Genomic DNA, 22,162 nt, shown 5'->3' on the forward strand with positions numbered 1-22,162 from the left:
GGGTTCTCATAGCCCAAACTGACTTTCTTGTGCGGCTTTATGTGGTAAAACAACTTGTACTTTGAACATATCACCATCTACTGTAACAATCAGTTGTCCTTGATGCAGCGACACAATCGACTGAACAATCGCCAACCCCAAGCCATGTCCCTCAGTATCACGTGCTTTTTCTTGTTCGCCTCGTTTAAAACGCTCAATTAATAGCGGTGCAGCTTCATTAAGTTCATAATTTGAAATGTTTTTGATAATAATCCGACTTTGGTTCATCTCATCTTGCACAGTAACATAGATACGAGATTGTGGTAACGTATATTTCAAGGTGTTTTGTAATAAATTATCAATCACACGCCAAATCTTATCACTGTCAATTGTTACCATTATTGGTTGTTCAGGGTATGTTGTTCTTAGCAAATAACTACTTGAATTGAATTCTTCTGTATACTCACCGACACTTTGCTTAACAAGTGCGACAAGGTCAACTTCTGTATAATTTAATTCAATTGCACCATTATCCATCTTCGTTACTTCAAATAAATCGTCAATCAACTGTTTCATACGCTGGGCTTTTCTTTGAATCACTTCTGCATAAGCAGCTTGGTCAGCGAGTGTAACATTTGGTTGTTGCATCAAATCACTATATGTCACAATAGAAGTGAGCGGTGTTCTTAAATCATGACTAACATTGGTGATAAGATCCGTTTTTAAACTTTCACTTTTTTCACTTTTTTGTATTTTTTGATTAATCAGTTGCTCTAAACGTTCATAGTCAACATTTACCTCTGCGACTGTTTTATTCGATACCTGCATAATTGCTTCCCCAGTAGCTGCTTGAATAATAGTTGCTGGGCGTTTCATTGTTTCACGAACGCGGTGATAATAGACCATGTGCATAATCAAACTAAGCAGTGCTAACACACTAAAAACGAACAATCCTACATAGGGGCTTTCTTGTGTTGCGATAAGAAGACCCAATGCCCCACTCATACACATCATCACGATTAGACAAAAAACATGCATCATCAATGATAATCTGTGATAGTTTTCAAGCCATTTTCCAATCACACCTGATTTCAGTTCATTTCTGACTGTTTCGCTGCGGTATGCTTGATACAAACGTGGACTACTTATCACAATAATTGCCATCAAAATACCTGACAAAATTAAAGGTGTGAGTTCATAGGCAGTTGTACTTCGATAGATCACTAATAGTAAACCACCGCTAAAAAGTACACCGATTAAAGCAATATCTAGAGGTAAATTAAACAGCGGTGCTATTTTTAATGTTTGTTTTTTCGCTACTAACCAACCTAACACGATTAAAGCAAGCCCACCCGATATGACATACAGCCAAGTAATCATTTTTGTTTGACCCACTTCTTTGACATAGGTTGAGTAGTTCGCCAACAAGTCTTTATCTGCAAAAATAGTTTGATATTCAGCTGATGGCGCTTTGTATAAGTTAATTGATTCATTATTCAACTCATCTTTAAGGTTAATTTTAACAGTTCTGGTTTGAATAATTTCTTTATTTTTGTTAGCACCTAGACGCTCTAATTCCATTTGTACATCAGCTTTACTAGAGCTTGCTTTGATAGTTGGAATATTCGTTAGTATCTCTTTTGAGGCTGTATCGAATATATAGTAATAATAAGTATCATCGAGCTCTTCTTTACTGCCTGCGAGTGACGGACGCCCTTCTTTCAAATTAGCCAGTAACTTTGTATTGGCCCAAGCAAGTATTTTTTTATCATCAAAATAATAATCATATTGTGTTTTTATCATCGCATCGAATTCTGAGCGTAAACTCTTCGCTCTTTTGGTATCTCCGCTCGCTTGTGCCTCAGTAATTTTTGTACGGTAAAGCTTCATTTCCTCGGTACTTTTATCGTCAGTATTTTCTGCAGCGTTAGCTTTCTCATTATCGTACAATTCACGCGCATCAGCTGTTGTTAAATTTAACGTGTTGTCTTTATTTTTCTGTGTTAACGCTGTTAAAAAAAGCTCACTCGTATAGTCATGAAGCAAATAATCATTATTTGCATTGTAGTTACTCACTACTGCTTTATCGTTATCCATTACTAGTCGTTCTCTTAAATCATGCGACATTGCTAAGGGAATCAATGTATAACAAATAACTGTTAATAAAATAGTCAGCACGATGGCTGTTTTAATGTTCGATTTTGTAACCAACGCCCCACACCACCTTTAAATATTTTGGTTTTTTTGGATCAATTTCAATTTTTTCGCGAATTTTACGAATATGAACGGATACTGTATTTTCAATATTAAAGCCCACTTCTTTCCAAATCTGCTCATAAATTTGCTCCATTGAAAATACCTGATTTGGATGTGACATCAACAATGCTAAAATTTGAAACTCTTTGGGTGTCATTTTTAAGGGCTGACCTTCAATGGTCACTATTTTTGTTACCTGATCTAATGTTAAACCTTCGATAGTTAACACTGATGCAGGTTTCTCCATCGTCCCTAATTTCGTATATCGTCGCAAATGCGCTCGTACGCGTGCCATTAATTCGAGTGGGTTAAATGGCTTTTCTAAATAATCATCCGCCCCCACTTGTAAACCATGAATTTTGTCAATGTCTTCACTTTTTGCGCTCAACATTAAAATCGGAATGTTTTCATCATTCTCACGCAATTTTATTGCCGTTGTTAGACCATCTAAAATCGGCATCATGACATCTAAAATTAATAAATGAACCTCTTCGTTCGCAATTATACGCAATACTTCTTCACCGTTAGCTGCCTCGCTAACTTCTAAACCTTCATTTTTAAGATAAATTGTGATTGCCTGTCTAATATCATGATCATCATCTGCCACTAGTACACGGTATGCCATTACATTATTCCGTCCCTTCATTTACGCTACTGATTTTTCATCACCCTAAGTATACATTGCTTTTGCTTGTAACGCCTTACTACTTTTATAGAATAACAATAAAAAACTAGGAAAGATGCAAGAAATTCTTAACATTTTCTTAACTCCTTCATTTTCCTCAGAAAAAAAGAAGACTCCTAAATGCTAGCTTTAGGAATCTTCTTTATATATATATGTCAGACATCGCCTATTTTAGCGCGACAGTCCTTAATTTTAGCGTCTGTTTAATTCGTCCACAATGATTTGGTTAACCATTTTTGGATTAGCTTGTCCTTTAGTAACTTTCATTGCTTGACCCACTAAGAAACCAACAGCACGGTCTTTACCATTTTTAAAGTCTTCAACAGATTGAAGGTTATTGTCAATAATTTCAGTGATGATTTTAGTCAATTCACCGGCATCTGACATTTGTACTAACCCTTTTGCTTTAACGATTTCTTCTGGATTGCCACCTTCCGTAATAACATCACGGAAAACTTTTTTAGCAATTTTAGAAGAGATTGTACCTGCTTCAATCAATTTGATTAAACCAGCAAGGTTTTCTGGTGTTAATGCTGTATCATGTAATTCTTGTTGTTCTGCGTTAAGGTACGCTGATACTTCACCCATTAACCAGTTTGACGCTTGTTTCGCTTCAGCACCATTTGCAACAGTTGCTTCAAAGAAATCCGACATCTCTTTTGTTAATGTTAAGACCATCGCATCGTATGCAGGGATACCCCATTCGTTAATATAACGCGCACGACGTGAACCTGGTAATTCTGGAATTTCAGCTTTAACGGCTGCCATCCACTCATCATCAATCACTAAATCAACCAAGTCTGGCTCTGGGAAGTAACGGTAATCGTCTGATCCTTCTTTCACACGCATTAACAATGTTTCACCTGTTGCTTCGTTAAAACGACGTGTTTCTTGACCAATAACACCGCCAGCTAATAAAACTTTTTCTTGGCGTTTTTCTTCAAATTCAATCCCTTTACGAACATATGAGAATGAGTTCAAGTTTTTAATTTCTGTTTTTGTTCCAAATTTTTCTTGCCCTAATGGACGGATAGAAATATTGGCATCACAACGTAATGAACCTTCTTCCATCTTAACATCCGAGACACCTGTATATTGAATAATTGATTTGATCGCTTCTAGGTAGGCGTAAGCTTCTTCAGCTGTACGCATATCTGCTTCAGATACAATTTCAATTAACGGTGTTCCTTGACGGTTATAATCGACTAATGAGTAGCCGTTACCTTCATGGTTTAATTTACCTGCATCTTCTTCCAAGTGAACACGTTCGATACGAATACGTTTTGTTTCACCGCCAACAACAATATCAATCCAGCCATTTTTAGCTACTGGTTTATCAAATTGTGAAATTTGGTAGGCTTTGGGATTATCAGGATAAAAATAGTTTTTACGGTCAAATTTAGTTTCACGGTTAATTTCACAGTTAAGTGCAATTCCGGCTTTCATTGCAAATTCAACGGCACGTTTATTTAATGTTGGTAAAACCCCAGGATAACCTAAGTCTACAACACTGGTATTTGTATTCGGTTCTGCACCAAAATGAGCTGGTGATGACGAGAATACTTTTGAGTCTGTTTTTAGTTCTACATGGACTTCAAGTCCTACTACTGTTTCAAAATTCACTGTTGTAACCTCCCTACAATTCGGCTTTTAATTCGTTAAAGTTCGTTGCTTGTTCGAATGCATGTCCTACACGATATACTGTCGCTTCATCAAATTGTTTACCGATAATTTGTAAGCCAACTGGCATATTTTCGCTCAATCCACATGGAACTGACAAACTTGGTACACCTGCCATGTTACTTGGAATTGTTAACACATCATTCATGTACATTGTAATTGGATCTTTAGCATAATCACCTGATTTAAATGCGATAGTTGGCGCTGTTGGCCCAACAATTACATCGTAATCAGCAAAGATTTTTTCAAAATCACCAATAATCATCGTACGTGCTTGTTGTGCTTTTTTATAATAAGCATCATAATAACCTGAACTTAGAGCAAACGTTCCTAGCATGATACGACGCTTCACTTCTGGACCAAATCCTTCAGCACGTGATTTTGTATAGAGTGTTTCTAAATCATGTGCATCTGGTGAACGGTAACCATAACGTACGCCATCAAAACGTGAAAGATTCGATGATGCTTCACTTGATGCAAGTACGTAATAAGCTGCAACACCATATTCAATATGAGGTAAGCTGACTTCGTCCACTGTTGCACCCAAGTTTTTAAGTGTTTCAATTGCTTCAAGAACGCGTGCTTTAACGCCATCCTGAACACCATCACCTAAATATTCTTTTGGTACAGCAATTTTCATGCCTTTAATATCTTTAGTAATTTCACTTGTAAAATCAGCTTTGGGTTGTGGCACAGATGTTGAATCATGTGCATCTACACCTGAAATAGCTTCTAGTACAAGCGCATTATCTTCAACCGTACGTGTAATTGGCCCAATTTGATCCAATGACGACGCAAAGGCGATTAACCCATAACGTGACACTCGTCCGTATGTTGGTTTCATTCCAACAACACCACAGAATGCAGCAGGTTGACGAACTGAACCACCTGTATCTGAACCTAGAGCTACAGGAACTTCACCCGCAGCAACAGCTGCAGCAGAACCACCTGATGAGCCACCAGGAATGCGTGATAAATCCCATGGATTGGCTGTTTTTGCATAGTAAGATGTTTCTGTAGTTGATCCCATTGCAAACTCATCCATGTTTAATTTACCAACAGTGATCATATCTTTTTCATGTAATTTAACCATTGCTGTCGCATCATAGATTGGTTCAAAACCAGTCAAAATTTTACTAGCAGCAGTCGTTAAAATATCTTTTGTTACAATATTATCTTTAATTCCGATTGGTAAACCAGCAAGAACGTTGTCTGGATCAATACCTTTCGCATCAATTGCAGCAGCTTCTGCCAATGCTTGTTCTTTTGTTAATGTGATAAACGCTTGAACTTTTTCTTCCACTTCATCCACGCGCGCATATACTGCATTGACTAAATCAACTGCAGTTACTTCTTTATTCACCAACTTTTGGTGTAATTCTTTGATAGTTAAATCAAATAATGCCATGTCTATTCGGTCTCCTTCCCTACTAATCCATAATTGATGGTACTTTGATATAGCCATCTTGCGAATCTGGTGCATTTTTTAACACAAGATTACGGTCAAGGCCTTCAGCAGCTACATCTTCACGTAAAACATTTGTCAACGGTACAGCGTGTGTTGTTGGTTTAATGTTTTCTGTATCTAGTTCATTTAATTTCTCAACCATGTTAATGATTTGTTCCAATTGTGTTGCGTATTGTTCAGCTTCTGCTTCAGTGATTTCAAGGCGAGCTAAACTCGCTACTTTCTCAACTTCTGCTTTAGAAATAACAGACATATTAACCCTCCTAAAATAACTACTCTTTAATTCATACTTCTCTATTCTACACGATATCGCTGTTAAAATAAACGTTTAGGATGAATTGTTTACACAATTCAACAAAAGCTATGGAAGTAATTCTTTACTAACACTTAAATAAGCTCTCATTTGCTTCATACATCAAAAAAAGTAAAATGTTATCGATAATTTCTCGACAACATTTTACTTCTTTACAGAAACAGCTCTCTTGAGAGGTGCTCTATTGTATACTAACGATCAAAAATATGAACGTTTGCTGTTTTACTACCTGCGTCACGTGTAATTAAAGACGCATTTGCTTGATTATCCGTCGTTGTTACATTTACTTCAACATCTACAGATGAAGGAAGATGCTTCGCAACCATATCAGTGGCGAACTGCGTAAATCCAACAATTTCGGCTTCACCAAAGAAGTTTACAGGAATATCAATTGTGATTTTTTTCAATTCTTTTCCTTCATAAAAACCACGTCCAATGACACCATTAAAGTTTGAAAAGTACGTTTGAATATCTGCTGAGAAACTCTTGAACCAGTTATAATCATCTAAATGATCACTTTTGGCTTCATCAGATGGGAATAACACAAAGCTCTCATCTAAATCATCCCATTTACCAAGCTCAGATGACCCCTGTTTAGCAGTTGCATAGCTTAAATAACTACCAGATACCATTGCATCTTTTGAATTTTGTGCAAAAATTGCAATCGTGATTGGCACATCAGATAAACCTTTCATTTGGCGCATACGCGTAATGAGCGTATCTGCCATTTTTTGGCCTTCTTCCTTCATTTTCGCTTTGCTGATTGGTGTTGAGTAAGTTGCACCGTAACTTTCTTTTTGATAATAATCAACAGAGTTCATTGCTAAACCAATCATCACACCATTTAATTTTACTGTATCACCCTTATTTTCAAGGTAATTTTGTTCTAAAATATGTGCAAGATAAATTGGATTACGATCAGTACCATTCCCATTAAAAACAGGGTTTAAACCAACGTTATCACTATCTGATAGTTTCTTTTCTTTCAGTTGTTTATCTGAATATTTACGATTTAACCACGAAGTAACCGTCCCTTTGGTAAGGTATTGCCCCTCTTGAAAAGCATAATCTTCACTGTTGTATTTCGTTGTTGCAATACGTTGTAAACCAATTTCCATCTCATTGATATCAAAACGCGTATTGAGGTTTGAGACGATTAATCCGCGTGTCGGGCTTTCTTTATAAGGTAGAATTGTGCGGTAATAGTCACTTGAAATATTATTTTTCGTAACAATTTGAGTTTCTTTTTTACTCGTACTGCTATCATTTTTAACGGCTTTTTCACTTGATAATTGTGGCGCACATCCTGCTAAAACAAGTGTAAGTCCAGCAGCTAATATAATCAATTTTTTCATAGTTTTTGGTCACCTTCATCTTTTAAGTACACGCGTAAGTCCGCTTCAGACCAAATTGGAATCTGTAGACTCTCAGCTTTTGTTCGCTTAGAGCCTGCATCGGTTCCTGCAACAACAACATCTGTTTTTTTACTGACGCTGCCTGTTACCTTGCCACCGAGGCTTTCAATTAGTAATTGAGCTTCATTGCGTGTCATATGCTCTAGTTTACCAGTTAACACTACTGTTTGACCATTAAAAACTAGCTCATCCGCTGATTTATTTGCTAAAGACGGTCCGGTATAAGTTAAATTAACGTTGACCTGACGCAGTTCTTCAATCAATTCGACCACTTGCGGATTGCTAAAATAAGTTACGATTGAATCGGCCATAATACCACCAACATCATCAATACTAATTAATTCTTCTACCGTTGCTGTTTGTAACGCCTCAATTTCTCCAAAATGTTGTGCAAGTGACTTCGCAGCTTTTGCACCGACATGACGAATACCGAGGCCAAATAGTAACATTTCTAATGAATTGGCTTTTGATGTTTCAATGGCAGCTAATAATTTTGTTGCTGATTTTTCACCCATACGCTCCAATGGCAATAAATCTTCCATTTGTAATTTGTATAAATCGGCAACATCAGCGATTAAGTGATGTTCATGTAATTGTGAAACAACCTTATCGCCAAGTCCCTCAATATTCATAGCATTACGGGAAGCAAAGTGAATCAAACCTTCGCGAATTTGTGCCCCACATTTAGGATTAATACAGCGTAGTGCGACTTCATCATCTAAGCGGACCAATTCGCTTTCGCATGAAGGACAATGAGTGGGCATCACATAAGGTTCGCTATCAGCTGGTCGCTTTTCGATTAGGACTCGCACCACTTCTGGAATAATATCCCCTGCTTTTTTAACGATTACTTCATCATTTATACGAATATCTTTCCCGTTAATATAGTCAGCATTATGTAAAGAAGCACGTTGAACTGTCGTTCCTGCTAGCTGTACGGGATTTAAAATCGCAGTCGGTGTAACAACACCCGTACGACCAATGCTTAGCTCAATATCAATTAAACGTGTTGATTGTTCTTCGGCTGGGAATTTATAAGCAATCATCCATCGCGGTACTTTTACCGTGGCACCGAGTTGACGTTGGTAATCAAAACGATCAACTTTAATAACAATCCCATCAATATCATACGGTAATTGATTACGTTTTTCTGTCCACTTCGCGATATACTCCATCACACCTTCAATCGAATGAACCACTTTGAATTCATTATTCACATGACAGCCAATTTTTTCTATTGCCGCTAACATCTCACTGTGTCGTTCTACATTTAAAACAGAGGGATTAGCGACCGCATATAAAAAGGTATCAAGATTTCTTGAAGCTGCAATTTTAGTATCTAATTGACGTAATGAACCTGCGGCTGCATTACGAGGATTAGCAAAAAGTGCCAAGCCTTCTTCTTCACGACTTTCGTTCAATTTGGCGAAAGAGCGTTTTGGCATATAGGCTTCCCCACGTATTTCAATGGTTAAGGGCTCACGTAATTTCAATGGCACTGAACGGATTGTTTTTACATTGGCAGTTATATTCTCTCCGATGGTACCATTACCACGAGTAGCACCTTGTACCAAGCGACCCTCTTCGAATTTAAGCGATAACGCTAGACCATCAATTTTAAGCTCCACTGTATAATCAACTTGATCCACTTCAAGCTCTTTACGAACACGTTGATCAAATTGACGAATTTCCTCCTCGTTAAACACATCACCCATGCTCAACATCGGTACATCGTGTGGCACTTTTTCAAACTTATCTAGTACAACACCACCGATGCGTTGCGTGGGAGAATCTTCTGTTACAAGCTCTGGATGGGCTGTTTCAATTGTTACAAGTTCCGCATATAACGCATCATATTCGCCATCTTCTGCGACGGGGTTATCCAGCACATAATACGCATAACTCAGCTCGTGTAATCGTTGTTTTAATTCATCTAAACGTTCGTTCATTTTTTTGCACCATCCTATACTTTTTCAATTGGTGAGAACTCTGCCAACAGACGTTTCACACCAGTTGGACTTGGGAAGGCGATATCTAATTCCATTGAACGTCCTTCGTTTTTCACACTGACAACTGTTCCCACACCCCAGATTTTGTGCTTCGCTTTATCGCCTACTGACCAACCAGCTTGGCTACCACCTGTTTGTTGCAACGCTTTAACTTCGGGTGTTTTTTGCCCTGTTGAACGACGATTCGTTGCAAATGGAATGGCTTGTTTAATTTTTGTTTCTGTTGCACGCTCTAACAGTTCTTCTGGAATTTCATTGATAAAACGCGATTCAGCATTGCTGGTTGAACGACCATACAATGTTCGTGAATACGCCGCAGTCATGTATAATTCTTTTTCAGCACGCGTAATACCTACGTAGGCAATACGACGTTCTTCTTCCATTTCATCCTCATCATCTAAAGCACGGCTATGCGGGAAGATGCCTTCTTCCATTCCAACCAAATAAACAACGGGAAACTCCAACCCTTTAACAGCATGCAATGTCATTAAAGTGATTGCTCCATCAGCTGGATTTTCAGCTGGATCTTGCAATGAATCAACATCCGCAACCAATGCAAGATCGGTTAAAAAGGCAATCAATGATTTATCATCGTTATCTTTTTCGAATTGTTGTGCCACTGATAAAAATTCATCGATATTTTCGACACGTGTTTCTGCTTCAATCGTTTTCTCCGCTTTCAACATGTCACGGTAACCTGATTTTTCCAGAATTTGTTCAATTAATTCTGTGACAGATAAATAATCCTGTTGTTGTGAAAAACCAATAATCATATCATAAAAACTTAATAACTCTTTACTTATCTTTGTTGATAGCCCTACTAATTCGATACGACCCATCATTTCAAACATCGTTGTATCATAAGCTAACGAAGCAGCTGCTAGCTTATCAAGCGAGCCTGGACCAACACCACGTTTAGGCACGTTAACAACACGTGCTAAACTAATATCATCTGCATTATTTGCAACAAGACGTAAATAACTTAAAACATCTTTAATCTCTTTACGGTCGTAGAATTTTTGTCCACCGACCATTGTATAAGGAATAGAAGATTTCATTAAAGTTTCCTCTAACACACGTGATTGTGCATTGGTGCGATAAAGAATCGCCATATCTTTGTACTTATATTCTGAAAGACGGTCTTGAATTTTACCGACCACATAAGTCGCTTCCTCACGTTCAGTTAACGCACGATGATACGTGATTTTATTCCCTTCACTATTACCTGTCCATAATTCTTTTGGACGTCGGTTACTGTTTTTTTCAATCACACCGTTAGCCGCAGCTAAGATACGTTTGGTCGAACGGTAATTTTGCTCTAAAACAATTGTTGTCGATTTTGGATAGTCTTTCTCAAAATCCAGAATATTACTAATATCCGCACCACGCCAACCATAAATACTTTGATCAGAGTCACCTACGACACAAATATTTTGAAAGCGAGCAGCCATCAATTTAACTAACGTATATTGCGCCTTGTTTGTATCTTGGTACTCATCCACATGAATGTATTGGAACTTGCGTTGATAAAACTCTAATACTTCAGGAACTTGTTGGAAAAGTTCAATAGTCATCATGATTAAATCATCAAAATCTAACGCTTGATTTTTGCGTAATTTTTTTTCATAATCCATATAAACATCCGCAACTAATTTTTCAAAATAACCAGCTGCTTCTTTTGTGTATTCCGTCGCATTAATTAATTCATTTTTAGCATTGCTTATTGCTGATAACATTGCTCGTGGTTGATAACGTTTGGGATCAATATCACGATCCTTCATAATTTTTTTAACCACTGTTAATTGATCGCTCGAATCTAAAATTGTAAATGAACGACTCAATCCCATTCTCTCAGCATCACGACGTAAAATACGCACACACATTGAGTGGAATGTTGATACCCAGACAGAATCAGCATCACTACCTAAAATTTTACCGACACGTTCTTTCATCTCTCGTGCGGCTTTATTTGTAAATGTAATTGCTAAAATATTGTAAGGATTCACATTCTTTTCTTTAATTAAATAAGCCACACGATGTGTTAGCACACGCGTTTTACCACTACCAGCACCAGCCATTATCAATAATGGCCCTTCGGTTGTAATAACAGCTTTTTGTTGTTCAGGGTTCAATCCCTCTACGAGTTGTTTTCCAGTAATTTCCATTGTGCACCACCTATACAGAACGTTTGTTCTTATTATACATAAAAAAACAGGCAAATACGAGACCCTCTGCCTATTTCCTTCTGCTTTATTTTTTCGTCTTCACTTTGAAAACTTCTTTTTAATTATAACAAATATCACAGTTAAAAGTAAGATAGAGCCATTTCTTACAATCAAAAAAACTAAAGGATAAGGCCCTTTAGTTTTTGGTGAAATTTATTTATTTTCTGTTTTTTTATTTTCTTCGAGTCGGGACATTACCAATTCATACGAATCATTACCCCAGTTTAACGAACGCTTAACGCGTGAAATCGTCGCTGTACTAGCGCCTGTTGCTTCCTCAATTTTACTATAGGTGCTTCCTCCGCGTAACATTTTAGCTACTTGAAAACGTTGCGAAAGCGCTTGTATTTCATTTACTGTACAAACATCATCAAAAAAATGATAACATTCTTCCAGATCTTTTAATGTTAAAACAGCTTGAAAGAATTCATCGAGGCCTTCACCTCGTAATTTTTCAATTTGCATAGTTGTATCCCCCTCACAGAATTTAACGACAACTTCTCTTTAACATTTTAACGCACTACACTAGTGAAAGGCAAGTCGGATAACTTTTTATTTAAGTGACAATGCTGATGCGAAAAAGAACAATAGCTTGATTCAACTGTCGCTTTTGCCTTTTTATTAGACTGCAGACTGCCAATTTATTTGGTACTTACAAGATTGAAGATACTTTCACTGTTCTCTAGTATTTTATGCCAAAACTTCTAAAATTTCAAAAAAACTCTTCCTGACATAAAGCGTCAACAAGAGGTTTTTTCCAATTTATTTGTAGCTCAGCGTTTGGTTTTGCTTTTATTTTTCTCCAGCACTTCAAGCCAAAACTTGTGAAATTTCAAAGATACTCATAGCTATAAAAATAATCGCTAATCATTCTTTTCCAATCTCTTCAGTTCTGAACGGGCTTGAAGGTGCTTTTATTTTTCTCCAGCACTTCAAGCCAAAACTTGTGAAATTTCAAAGATACTCATAGCGATAAAAATAATCGCTAATCATTCTTTTCCAATCTCTTCAGTTCTGAACGGGCTTGAAGGTGCTTTTAATGCTCGATGTCCGATATCATTACGGTATACATAATCACTGGTATCAAGTTTAGCTAATTCAGCATAAATGCTTTGTTGTGCGTCTGCCATCGTTTTAGCTCGCACACTGAAAAGACTGACGCGTCCGCCATTAGCAATGAGTTGCTTGGCTTCATTCTGTGCTACACCAGCATGAAACACTTGCGTATGATCTGCTAATTTTTCCAATCCCACTAATTGTGCACCTTTTTCATAAGCCTCGGGGTATCCTTTACTCGCTAAGACCACGCCTAATGTTACCCCTTCAGTTTGCCATACGAGTGTCGGTGTTCGATGCGCTAACAAGTCAGTAATGACTGCAGTAAAATCAGAGCTGAGTCGATCTAATACAACTTGTGTTTCTGGATCGCCAAAACGGGCATTAAACTCAATCACTTTGGGTCCGTCACTAGTGAGGATTAACCCTGCATATAACACACCTGTAAATGATCGTCCTTCGTTCACTAAGGCTAAGGCGGTTGGCTCTAAAATCGTTTTAATGGCTGTTTCCACAACAGCAGCTGGAATATGATGAACGGGCGCATAGGCACCCATCCCCCCTGTATTTAACCCTTTATCTCCCGCCAAAGCTCGTTTATGATCTTGTGCAATGACCATCGGATAGACTTTAGCACCATCAACAAATGCCATCAATGAAAACTCTTCACCTTCTAAAAACGCTTCAACGACAATTTGTGCACCTGAATTCCCAAATTGTTTATCGCATAACATCGCTTGCGCCGCAGCAATCGCTTCTTCCACAGTCGTTGCAACAACCACGCCTTTACCGGCAGCCAATCCATCGGCTTTAACAACAATCGGCGCGCCTTGTTCCAATAAATAATTTTTGGCTTTTTCAAAATCAGTGAATGTTTGTGATGCTGCTGTTGGAATCCCATATTTAGACATTAACTGCTTGGCAAAATCTTTGCTACCTTCAATTAAAGCTGCTTGTTTACGTGGTCCAAATGTTGGTATACCTGCTTTTTCTAATGCATCAACAACACCTTCTAATAACGGTACTTCTGGTCCAACAAATGCCCATGTAATCTGCTCACGTTTAGAAAATGTTATCAATTCAGCAACATCAGTTTCAGCAATAGCTACTGTTTTTATACCATCTCCATGCATTCCTGGATTACCTGGTGCACAATAAACAGCGGTCACTCGGTTGCTTTGAAGTAATTTTTTACTCACTGCATGTTCACGCCCACCACTACCAATTACAAGCAATTTCATTGTTTGCGCCTCCTTATTGTTGTTTAAAATAATGGACTTTTTGTAAATACCATACTAATGCCATGTTTATTCGTTTCATCGATTGTTTCTTATGTTAATGTTTAAAATGACGAATTTTTGTAAATACCATACTAATGCCATGTTTATTCGCTTCATCGATTGATTCTTGATCACGCATAGAGCCACCAGGCTGAACAATCGCAACAATTCCAACTTTCGCAGCTTCTTCAATTGTATCGGGCATTGGGAAAAAAGCATCACTTGCCATCACAGCCCCTACCGTTCTGTCACCTGCCTGTTCGAATGCTATTTTCGCAGATCCGACACGGTTCATTTGTCCTGCGCCTACACCGACTGTTTGAGAATCATCACCAATCACAATCGCATTTGATTTAATGTGTTTGACGACTTTCCATTGGAACGCCAAGGCTGCTAATTGTTCAGTTGTTGGTTGAACTGTGGTGACAACCTCCCATGTTGTAGGGTCTTCATCAATCTCATCTGCTTGTTGCACCAATAATCCTCCTGCCACACTTGTTTTCACATAATCACTTGCTACTGAAGTATTATATATTGGCATTTTTAAAAGACGAATATTTTTCTTCTTGCTCAACAAAGCCAATGCTTCTGATGAATAGCTAGGTGCAATGAGTAGCTCTAAAAACATGTCACTGAGTGGTTGAGCAGTTGCTAAATCAATTTCTCGGTTAAAGGCTAATACGCCACCAAAAATCGATGTTGGGTCCGCTTCATAGGCTTTTAAGAAGGCTTGTTCAATCGTTTCACCTAAGCCAACACCACATGGATTCATGTGTTTAACAGCGACTACCGCACATTCAGTTTCAAATTCTTGAACGATATGTAACGCAGCATCCGCATCACGAATATTATTGTATGAGAGTTCTTTTCCATGTAATTGCTCAGCCGATACAAGCGAGGCATGTTTCACAATTGGCTCTGCATAAAAACTAGCTGATTGATGTGGATTTTCGCCATAACGTAACGCTTGTTTGCGATTATAAGTCAACGTTAGTTTTTCTGGGTATTCTTCACCCACTACTTCTGTTAAAAAACCGGCGATTAACGCATCATAGGCCGCCGTATGACGGAAAACTTTAGCAGCTAAACGTTGACGTGTAGCAAAGGTCGTATCACCTAATTCACGGTACTCTGCTAGCACATGCTCATAGTCAGCGGCATCAGCAATTACCGTCACACTGGCATGATTCTTGGCAGCTGATCGCAACATTGAAGGTCCGCCAATATCGATGTTTTCAATCGCATCAGAGAGAGCGACATCGGGTTGAGTAATCGTTTCTTGGAACGGGTAAAGATTTACAATCACCAAATCTATTAGTGCGATGTTATGTTCAGCAATTGCTGCCATATGTGATGCATCATCACGTCGTGCCAATAACCCACCATGGATTGCGGGATGCAATGTTTTGACACGCCCGTCTAACATTTCGGGAAATTCTGTCACTTCTTCGATACCGATAACAGGCAGTCCTGCCTCAGCAATTAATGTCTTAGTGCCTCCTGTTGAAATAATTTCAAAATCAAGGGCAATTAATTGCTCAACCAACTCTAAAATACCTGTTTTGTCCGATACACTAATCAATGCGCGTTTCATTTATCTTTCACCGTTCCTTCCATTTTTTCGATAAGTTGTTGTACAATTTGCGGGTAATAAACATGTTCTGTTTGATGAAGACGTGCTTCTAAACTTTCTAATGTATCGCCTTCTGTTCGGGCAACTTTAAATTGGGCAATTGGCTCACCTGTATCCATTCCGGCATCCACATAGTGTATCGTAATACCGATTTCTTTCTCTCCTGCAGCATAAGCACGTTCAATGGCATCTTTACCTGCATATGCGGGTAAAAGCGACGGATGAATATTAATAATTTTACCTTCATATGCTGTTAACAGAGTCGGCCCAATTAAGCGCATGTATCCTGCCAACACAACCAGCTCAATCTCATGTTGTTGTAACTGCTCAATTATCTTCGTTTCAAAAGTGGCTTTATCCTTGTATTGACGAGCTTTAAAGACAAATGTTTCAATATTATTTGCCTTTGCACGTTCAACGACTACGGCTTCTGGTTGATCACAAACCAATAAACCAATCTCAGCTGATAAATGTCCGGTTTCAATTGCCGCCAACATTGCAGCAAAGTTAGAACCATTTCCTGATGCGAAGAGGGCTATTTTCATTGTGTTATACCTCTTCCAATCTAACCTGATGCGCATCATCTGCAACAACTGTACCGATAACATAAGACGATTCACCTGCTGCAAGTAAGGTTGCTTGTGCATTGGCTACATCTTCAGGTGCGATGGCAACAACCATACCGATACCCATGTTGAAAATTTCATAAACTTCTAGTGAATCGAGTGCGCCATAATGTTGTAATGCTTCAAAAATAGGTAACGTCGGCCAAGACCCTAATTTAATGTTCGCTGACAAACCTTCTGGCAACATACGTGGAATATTTTCAACAAAGCCTCCACCTGTCACATGGCTAATCCCATGGATAGCAACCGCTTCTTTTAATGCTAGAATTGGCTTTACATAAATTTTAGTGGGTGTTAACAACACATCACTTAAAGGTTGACCTAATTCTGGTAAGATGACATCCAATTCAAAATCTTTTTGTTCAAAGAAGATCTTACGAACTAAGGAATAGCCATTACTATGGATACCACTTGATGGCAAACCTACTAACACATCACCCGCTTTAACATTATCGCTTGTTATTAATGCTGTTTTCTCAGCAGCTCCCACTGTAAAGCCTGCTAAATCATAGTCGTTATCAGCATACATACCAGGCATCTCAGCCGTTTCTCCCCCAACTAAAGCGCAGCCCGCTTGAACACACCCTTCAGCAACACCAGCGACAATTTGCTCTAATTGTTCAGGAATAGCTTTACCTGTAGCGATATAGTCTAAGAAAAACAACGGTTCCGCACCTTGTGCCACAATATCATTGACACACATTGCCACACAATCAATACCGATTGATTCATGTTTATTAGCAGCGATCGCCACTTTCAATTTAGTACCTACGCCATCTGTCCCTGATACTAATACTGGTTGTTTAAGTTTCAATTCAGATAAATCAAAGAGACCGCCAAAACCACCAATTGCTCCCATTACACCTTGACGTTCCGTGCGTTGGACATGTTTTTTGATACGTTCTACCGTTTCATAACCTGCTGTTACATCAACACCTGCTCGAGCGTATGCATTGTTTGTCATTGTCTCTTCCCCCTTAGCGTAAACTGCTTTCTTCTAAGCTTTCTAAATACTCTTGTTCGTAATCGTAAAGCCCTGTTGGATAATCACCATTAAAATAAGCCATTGTAATACCGCCATATTTTTCAGCGGGGAATGGACGCCCAATTGCTTCAACTAAGCCATCACAACTGAGGTATTCAAGCGAATCTGCACCGATTTGCTCACAAATTTCAGCAACAGTATAGTTAGCAGCAATTAGTTCTCGACGCGTTTGAATATCAATACCATAAAAACAAGGGTATTTTAATGGCGGTGAAGCAATGCGAACATGTACTTCTGCAGCACCTGCCTCCCGCAATAATTTAACAATCCGCTTACTGGTCGTTCCTCTTACAATCGAATCATCAATCATCACAACACGTTTGCCTTTTACAACACCGCTGACTGCTGATAATTTCATTTTCACCCCTTGTTCGCGTAACTCTTGACTGGGTTGAATAAATGTACGAGCAACATAACGATTTTTAATCAACCCTAATTCGTAGGGTAATTGCGCTTCTTCCGCGTAACCAATCGCAGCTGAAATACTTGAATCAGGTACACCAATCACCATATCTGCCTCAACTGGCGCTTCTTGTGCCAGACTAACACCCATTCGTTTGCGGGCAGTATGAACATTCACCCCTGCAATATTGGAATCAGGTCGAGCGAAGTAAACATACTCCATACTACAAATCGCATGTTGTGTATCTGTACGATAATGGTCAATATGCATGCCATCTTTATCAAAAACAATCATTTCACCCGGCTCGACATCTCTAACAAATTCAGCACCTACAACATCAAATGCACATGTTTCAGAGGCAACGACGTAAGCATCACCAATTTTACCAATCGATAATGGACGGAAACCACTTGGATCTAACGCACAAATCATCGCATCTTCTGTTAATAACACATAAGCAAAGCCACCTTTTACTTGGCAAAGAGCTGCTTTTAAATTATCGTAAAAATCATCTGAAATACCACGTTGGATTAAATGTGCCAATACTTCTGTATCTGAACTGGATTGAAAAATCGCCCCTTCACGTTCTAACTTTCGGCGCAAAGTACGGGCATTAATCAGATTACCATTATGAGCTAACGCTAAACTTGAATCTTGAAAATGAAATAACATGGGTTGAACGTTGCTTAACGTTTTACCTCCCGCTGTTGCATAACGCACATGACCGATTGCCCCATCTCCATGTAATTGATCCAGCTCACCATTCTTAAAGACATCAGCAAGCAAACCTAGATTACGATGCCCATCAATTTTTTCACCGTCCGTCACACAAATACCAGCGCCTTCTTGCCCACGATGTTGCAAACTGTGTAGCCCAAAATACGTAACTGATGGCGCTTCATGATGTCCCCAGATACCAAAAACACCACATTCTTCATTTAACCCTTTTATTTCAGCAGACATGGCAATGTAGCCTCCCAAGCGGTTTTCAAAGCCGCTGTTGTTACTTCTACCGTTCCATTTGTTGTTTGGGCACGCAATAAACCATCCGCAGTGACTTTTCCAATCGCCACAGCTGCTGCACCAAAATGTTGGGCAAAAGCTTCGTGCTGTTCTGGTTTCACAGAAATTAAGAAACGAGATTGTGATTCACTAAAAAGTAATGCTTGTTCAAAATCAACGCTAACTGCTACTCCAAATTCACCCTTAAAAGCAGATTCTGCTAGTGCAATTGCTAAACCACCTTCTGCTAAATCATGAGCAGAAACAACAAGTCCTTGTTGAATAGCAGTTAATAGTTTTGCTTGATAGTCTTGTTCTACTGCTAAATCAAGCGCAGGTGCTTTTCCACTAATATGACCTAGCTGTAATTTTTGTAATTCAGAGCCGTTAAATTCAGCAGCTGTTTCACCGATTAGAAAAATGCTGTCATCTGCGGCTGCAAAAGATTGTGTTGTAACATGCGCTAAGTCTTTTATTAAACCAACCATTCCAATAACGGGTGTTGGATAAATGGCTTCACCATCTGTTTCGTTGTACAACGAAACGTTTCCTGAAATAACAGGTGTATTTAACACACGGCACCCCTCTGCAATCCCATCAGCAGCTTGTTCAATTTGCCAGAAAATTTCTGGTTTTTCTGGATTCCCAAAGTTCAAACCATCTGTAATTGCTAGTGGTTGTGCACCTGAACACACAATATTGCGGGCCGCTTCTGCCAATGCAATTTGTCCACCCACTTTTGGGTCAAGGTATAAATAACGTGAGTTACAATCAACTGTCATAGCTATCGCTTTATTAGTACCACGCACGCGTAAAACAGCTGCATCTGACCCTGGTATCACGACCGTATTTGTACGTACTTGGTAATCAAACTGCTCATACACATGGCGTTTACTCGCAATGGTTGGTTGTGAAAGTAAGTCTTTCCATGTTTGAGCCGCGTTCGTAATTTGAGGCACAAATGGTGCTTCTGCTTGAAAATCACGATACTGTTGTGGTTCAGTTGCTAACTTATGATAAACAGGCGCTTCTTCTGCCAATGCATCAACAGGCACATCTGCTACAACTTCACCTTGATGAATAATCGTGTACATCCCATCATCCGTTACTTCACCAATGACCACGCCTTCTAATCCATAACGTTCAAACAATGCTTGGATCGTATGTTCTTCACCTTTTTTTATACATAACAACATACGCTCTTGTGATTCAGATAAAAGCATTTCATACGGTGTCATTTCTGTTTCACGTTGCGGTACAACATCCATATTTAAACGTAAGCCTGAGCCTGCTTTTGATGCCATTTCTGAGGATGAACTCACTAACCCAGCAGCACCCATATCTTGAATGCCGATTAATATATCAGAATGTTTTTGTATCACTTCAAGACAAGCTTCAATCAATAACTTCTCCATAAAAGGATCACCTACTTGAACAGCTGAACGTTGTTGCTCACCTTCTTCACTGAACTCAACAGAAGCAAATGTTGCACCGTGAATACCATCACGCCCAGTTTTAGCACCCACATACATCACTGAGTTTCCCACACCAGAAGCTTTACCTTTTTGAATATCTTTTTGGTCGATAATTCCGACACACATTGCATTAACCAATGGGTTTTTCGCATAGCTTGGTTCAAATTGAATTTCACCACCTACAGTAGGTATCCCAATTGAATTACCATAACCTGCAATACCGGCAACCACTTCATTCACCAAGTACTTCGTATGAGCATTATCAATTTCACCAAAACGCAATGAGTTTAATAAAGCAATCGGGCGGGCTCCCATGGAAAAAATATCACGAATAATCCCACCAACACCTGTTGCAGCACCTTGATAAGGCTCAACATATGACGGATGATTATGGCTTTCAACTTTAAAACAAACGCCTTGTCCATCACCAATGTCTACAATACCAGCACCTTCACCTGGGCCCATTAATACTTGCTCACCTGTTGTCGGAAATTTAGCTAATACAGGTTTAGAGTTCTTATAACTACAATGCTCAGACCACATAACTGAAAACAATCCCGTTTCAGTGTAATTGGGTTGTCGCTTTAAAATATCACAAACCATGTCGTACTCAGAAGGAGTCAGTCCCATTTCCAAGTATAATTGTTGCTCTGCAATCATCGCTGCTGTCGGTTCATTATTAGTTAACATGTGATTCCCTCCATTGTTTAACAATTGATTGAAAAACGTTTAATCCGTCTGCACTTCCTAGCAAACTTTCAACTGCTCGTTCAGGATGCGGCATCATTCCTAATACATTCCCTTGTTCATTAACAATACCAGCGATATTAGCTATCGAACCGTTCGGATTTTCACCCGCATAAGTAAAGACAATTTGTTTATTCTCTTTTAAACGTTGAAGTGTTTCTTCATCACAATAATAGTTACCTTCGCCATGCGCGATTGGAATAGACAGTGTATCATTTTGTTGATAGGCATTTGTAAATAGTGTTGCTGTATTTTCAATTTTCAATTGGCTCATCTTGCACACAAAATGCAAGTTTTTATTGCGGATTAATGCGCCTGGTAACAAACCACTTTCAGTTAAAATCTGGAAGCCATTACACACGCCTAGAACGGGTTTACCTTCTGTTGCAAAGCGGATGACTTCTGACATAATCGGGGCAAATTTAGCAATTGCACCTGTTCGGAGATAGTCCCCGTATGAAAAACCACCGGGTAATAATACGGCATCATAACCTTCTAGCGATGTCTCAGCATACCAAACGTAATCAGCCTCTTCTTTTACGATTTCACGAATAGCAGATAACATATCAATATCACAATTTGATCCTGGAAATTGAATCACAGCAAATTTCACGCTTCTTCAACCTCCTCTATCTCATACCAATAGTTTTCCATGACTGGATTCGCTAATAACTTATCACAAATTTCATTCACAACTGTTTCAACAGAACGTTCTTTAGGATTAACCATGACTTCCATGTACTTTCCAATACGTACATCTTCAATTTCCGAATAATCCATACTATTTAAAGAATCTTTTACTGCGACACCTTGTGGATCTAACACACTTTTTTTCAACGTAACATACACCTTTACTTTAAACATT

General features: G+C 38.8%; 17 protein-coding genes. All 17 read right to left on the minus strand.

All coding sequences use genetic code 11. From position 1 onward, the window contains the following. Nucleotides 1-6: 6 nt before the first annotated feature. The 17 genes from IKV95_RS01815 to purS all read right to left on the minus strand — a co-directional run bounded on the left by IKV95_RS01815 (nt 7) and on the right by purS (nt 22,161). Nucleotides 7-2,190 (minus strand): sensor histidine kinase, encoded by a 2,184-nt coding sequence (locus tag IKV95_RS01815; protein ID WP_287451353.1) that lies wholly within the window; start codon nt 2,188-2,190, stop codon nt 7-9. Continuing rightward, nucleotides 2,168-2,860 (minus strand): response regulator transcription factor, encoded by a 693-nt coding sequence (locus IKV95_RS01820; protein ID WP_069119279.1) that lies wholly within the window; start codon nt 2,858-2,860, stop codon nt 2,168-2,170. The genes IKV95_RS01815 and IKV95_RS01820 overlap by 23 nt, the downstream gene beginning before the upstream one ends. A gap of 252 nt (nt 2,861-3,112) precedes the next feature. Next, nucleotides 3,113-4,543 (minus strand): Asp-tRNA(Asn)/Glu-tRNA(Gln) amidotransferase subunit GatB, encoded by a 1,431-nt coding sequence (gene gatB / locus IKV95_RS01825; RefSeq protein ID WP_069125116.1) that lies wholly within the window; start codon nt 4,541-4,543, stop codon nt 3,113-3,115. 13 nt (nt 4,544-4,556) lie between these two features. Next, a complete protein-coding gene (gatA, locus tag IKV95_RS01830) occupies nt 4,557-6,008 on the minus strand; it encodes an Asp-tRNA(Asn)/Glu-tRNA(Gln) amidotransferase subunit GatA (RefSeq protein WP_069119284.1) in 1,452 nt (483 codons plus the stop codon). Between the two features lie 22 nt (nt 6,009-6,030). Then, a complete protein-coding gene (gene gatC / locus IKV95_RS01835; RefSeq protein WP_029090587.1) occupies nt 6,031-6,321 on the minus strand; it encodes an Asp-tRNA(Asn)/Glu-tRNA(Gln) amidotransferase subunit GatC in 291 nt (96 codons plus the stop codon). Nucleotides 6,322-6,572: 251 nt separating this feature from the next. Further along, nucleotides 6,573-7,736, minus strand: coding sequence for a CamS family sex pheromone protein (locus tag IKV95_RS01840; RefSeq protein ID WP_029090588.1), 1,164 nt, complete (start codon nt 7,734-7,736; stop codon nt 6,573-6,575). After that, nucleotides 7,733-9,745 (minus strand): NAD-dependent DNA ligase LigA, encoded by a 2,013-nt coding sequence (gene ligA / locus IKV95_RS01845; RefSeq protein ID WP_069125113.1) that lies wholly within the window; start codon nt 9,743-9,745, stop codon nt 7,733-7,735. Before ligA ends, IKV95_RS01840 begins: the two co-directional genes overlap by 4 nt. Before the next feature lie 14 nt (nt 9,746-9,759). Then, nucleotides 9,760-11,970: a DNA helicase PcrA gene (pcrA, locus tag IKV95_RS01850; RefSeq protein WP_069129254.1), complete on the minus strand. Its 2,211-nt coding sequence runs from the start codon at nt 11,968-11,970 to the stop codon at nt 9,760-9,762. 213 nt (nt 11,971-12,183) lie between these two features. After that, the gene (locus IKV95_RS01855; RefSeq protein ID WP_106786370.1) at nt 12,184-12,495 is read right to left on the minus strand and encodes a YerC/YecD family TrpR-related protein; all 312 of its coding nucleotides are present in this window, start codon (nt 12,493-12,495) and stop codon (nt 12,184-12,186) included. A 524-nt stretch (nt 12,496-13,019) separates the two neighbouring features. Further along, nucleotides 13,020-14,327 (minus strand): phosphoribosylamine--glycine ligase, encoded by a 1,308-nt coding sequence (gene purD / locus IKV95_RS01860; protein ID WP_287451354.1) that lies wholly within the window; start codon nt 14,325-14,327, stop codon nt 13,020-13,022. 94 nt (nt 14,328-14,421) lie between these two features. Then, entirely contained in the window at nt 14,422-15,960 is a 1,539-nt protein-coding gene (gene purH / locus IKV95_RS01865; RefSeq protein WP_287451355.1) for a bifunctional phosphoribosylaminoimidazolecarboxamide formyltransferase/IMP cyclohydrolase, read from the minus strand. Continuing rightward, complete coding sequence (gene purN, locus IKV95_RS01870) at nt 15,957-16,544, minus strand: phosphoribosylglycinamide formyltransferase (protein ID WP_069125103.1); 588 nt, start codon at nt 16,542-16,544, stop codon at nt 15,957-15,959. Before purN ends, purH begins: the two co-directional genes overlap by 4 nt. A 4-nt stretch (nt 16,545-16,548) precedes the next feature. Then, the gene (purM, locus tag IKV95_RS01875) at nt 16,549-17,589 is read right to left on the minus strand and encodes a phosphoribosylformylglycinamidine cyclo-ligase (protein WP_287451356.1); all 1,041 of its coding nucleotides are present in this window, start codon (nt 17,587-17,589) and stop codon (nt 16,549-16,551) included. 13 nt (nt 17,590-17,602) lie between these two features. Beyond that, nucleotides 17,603-19,036, minus strand: coding sequence for an amidophosphoribosyltransferase (gene purF, locus IKV95_RS01880; protein WP_029090595.1), 1,434 nt, complete (start codon nt 19,034-19,036; stop codon nt 17,603-17,605). Continuing rightward, nucleotides 19,021-21,240 carry a phosphoribosylformylglycinamidine synthase subunit PurL gene (gene purL, locus IKV95_RS01885; protein WP_069125100.1) on the minus strand — a complete coding sequence of 740 codons (2,220 nt, stop codon included), beginning with the start codon at nt 21,238-21,240 and terminating at the stop codon, nt 19,021-19,023. The genes purF and purL overlap by 16 nt, the downstream gene beginning before the upstream one ends. Beyond that, nucleotides 21,230-21,910: a phosphoribosylformylglycinamidine synthase subunit PurQ gene (gene purQ / locus IKV95_RS01890; RefSeq protein ID WP_069119297.1), complete on the minus strand. Its 681-nt coding sequence runs from the start codon at nt 21,908-21,910 to the stop codon at nt 21,230-21,232. The genes purL and purQ overlap by 11 nt, the downstream gene beginning before the upstream one ends. After that, on the minus strand, nt 21,907-22,161 hold the full coding sequence (gene purS, locus IKV95_RS01895) for a phosphoribosylformylglycinamidine synthase subunit PurS (RefSeq protein WP_029090598.1): 255 nt from the start codon (nt 22,159-22,161) through the stop codon (nt 21,907-21,909). The genes purQ and purS overlap by 4 nt, the downstream gene beginning before the upstream one ends. Between the last annotated feature and the right edge of the window lies 1 nt (nt 22,162).

Source organism: Brochothrix sp., assembly GCF_017549435.1.
Lineage (GTDB): Bacteria > Bacillota > Bacilli > Lactobacillales > Listeriaceae > Brochothrix > Brochothrix thermosphacta.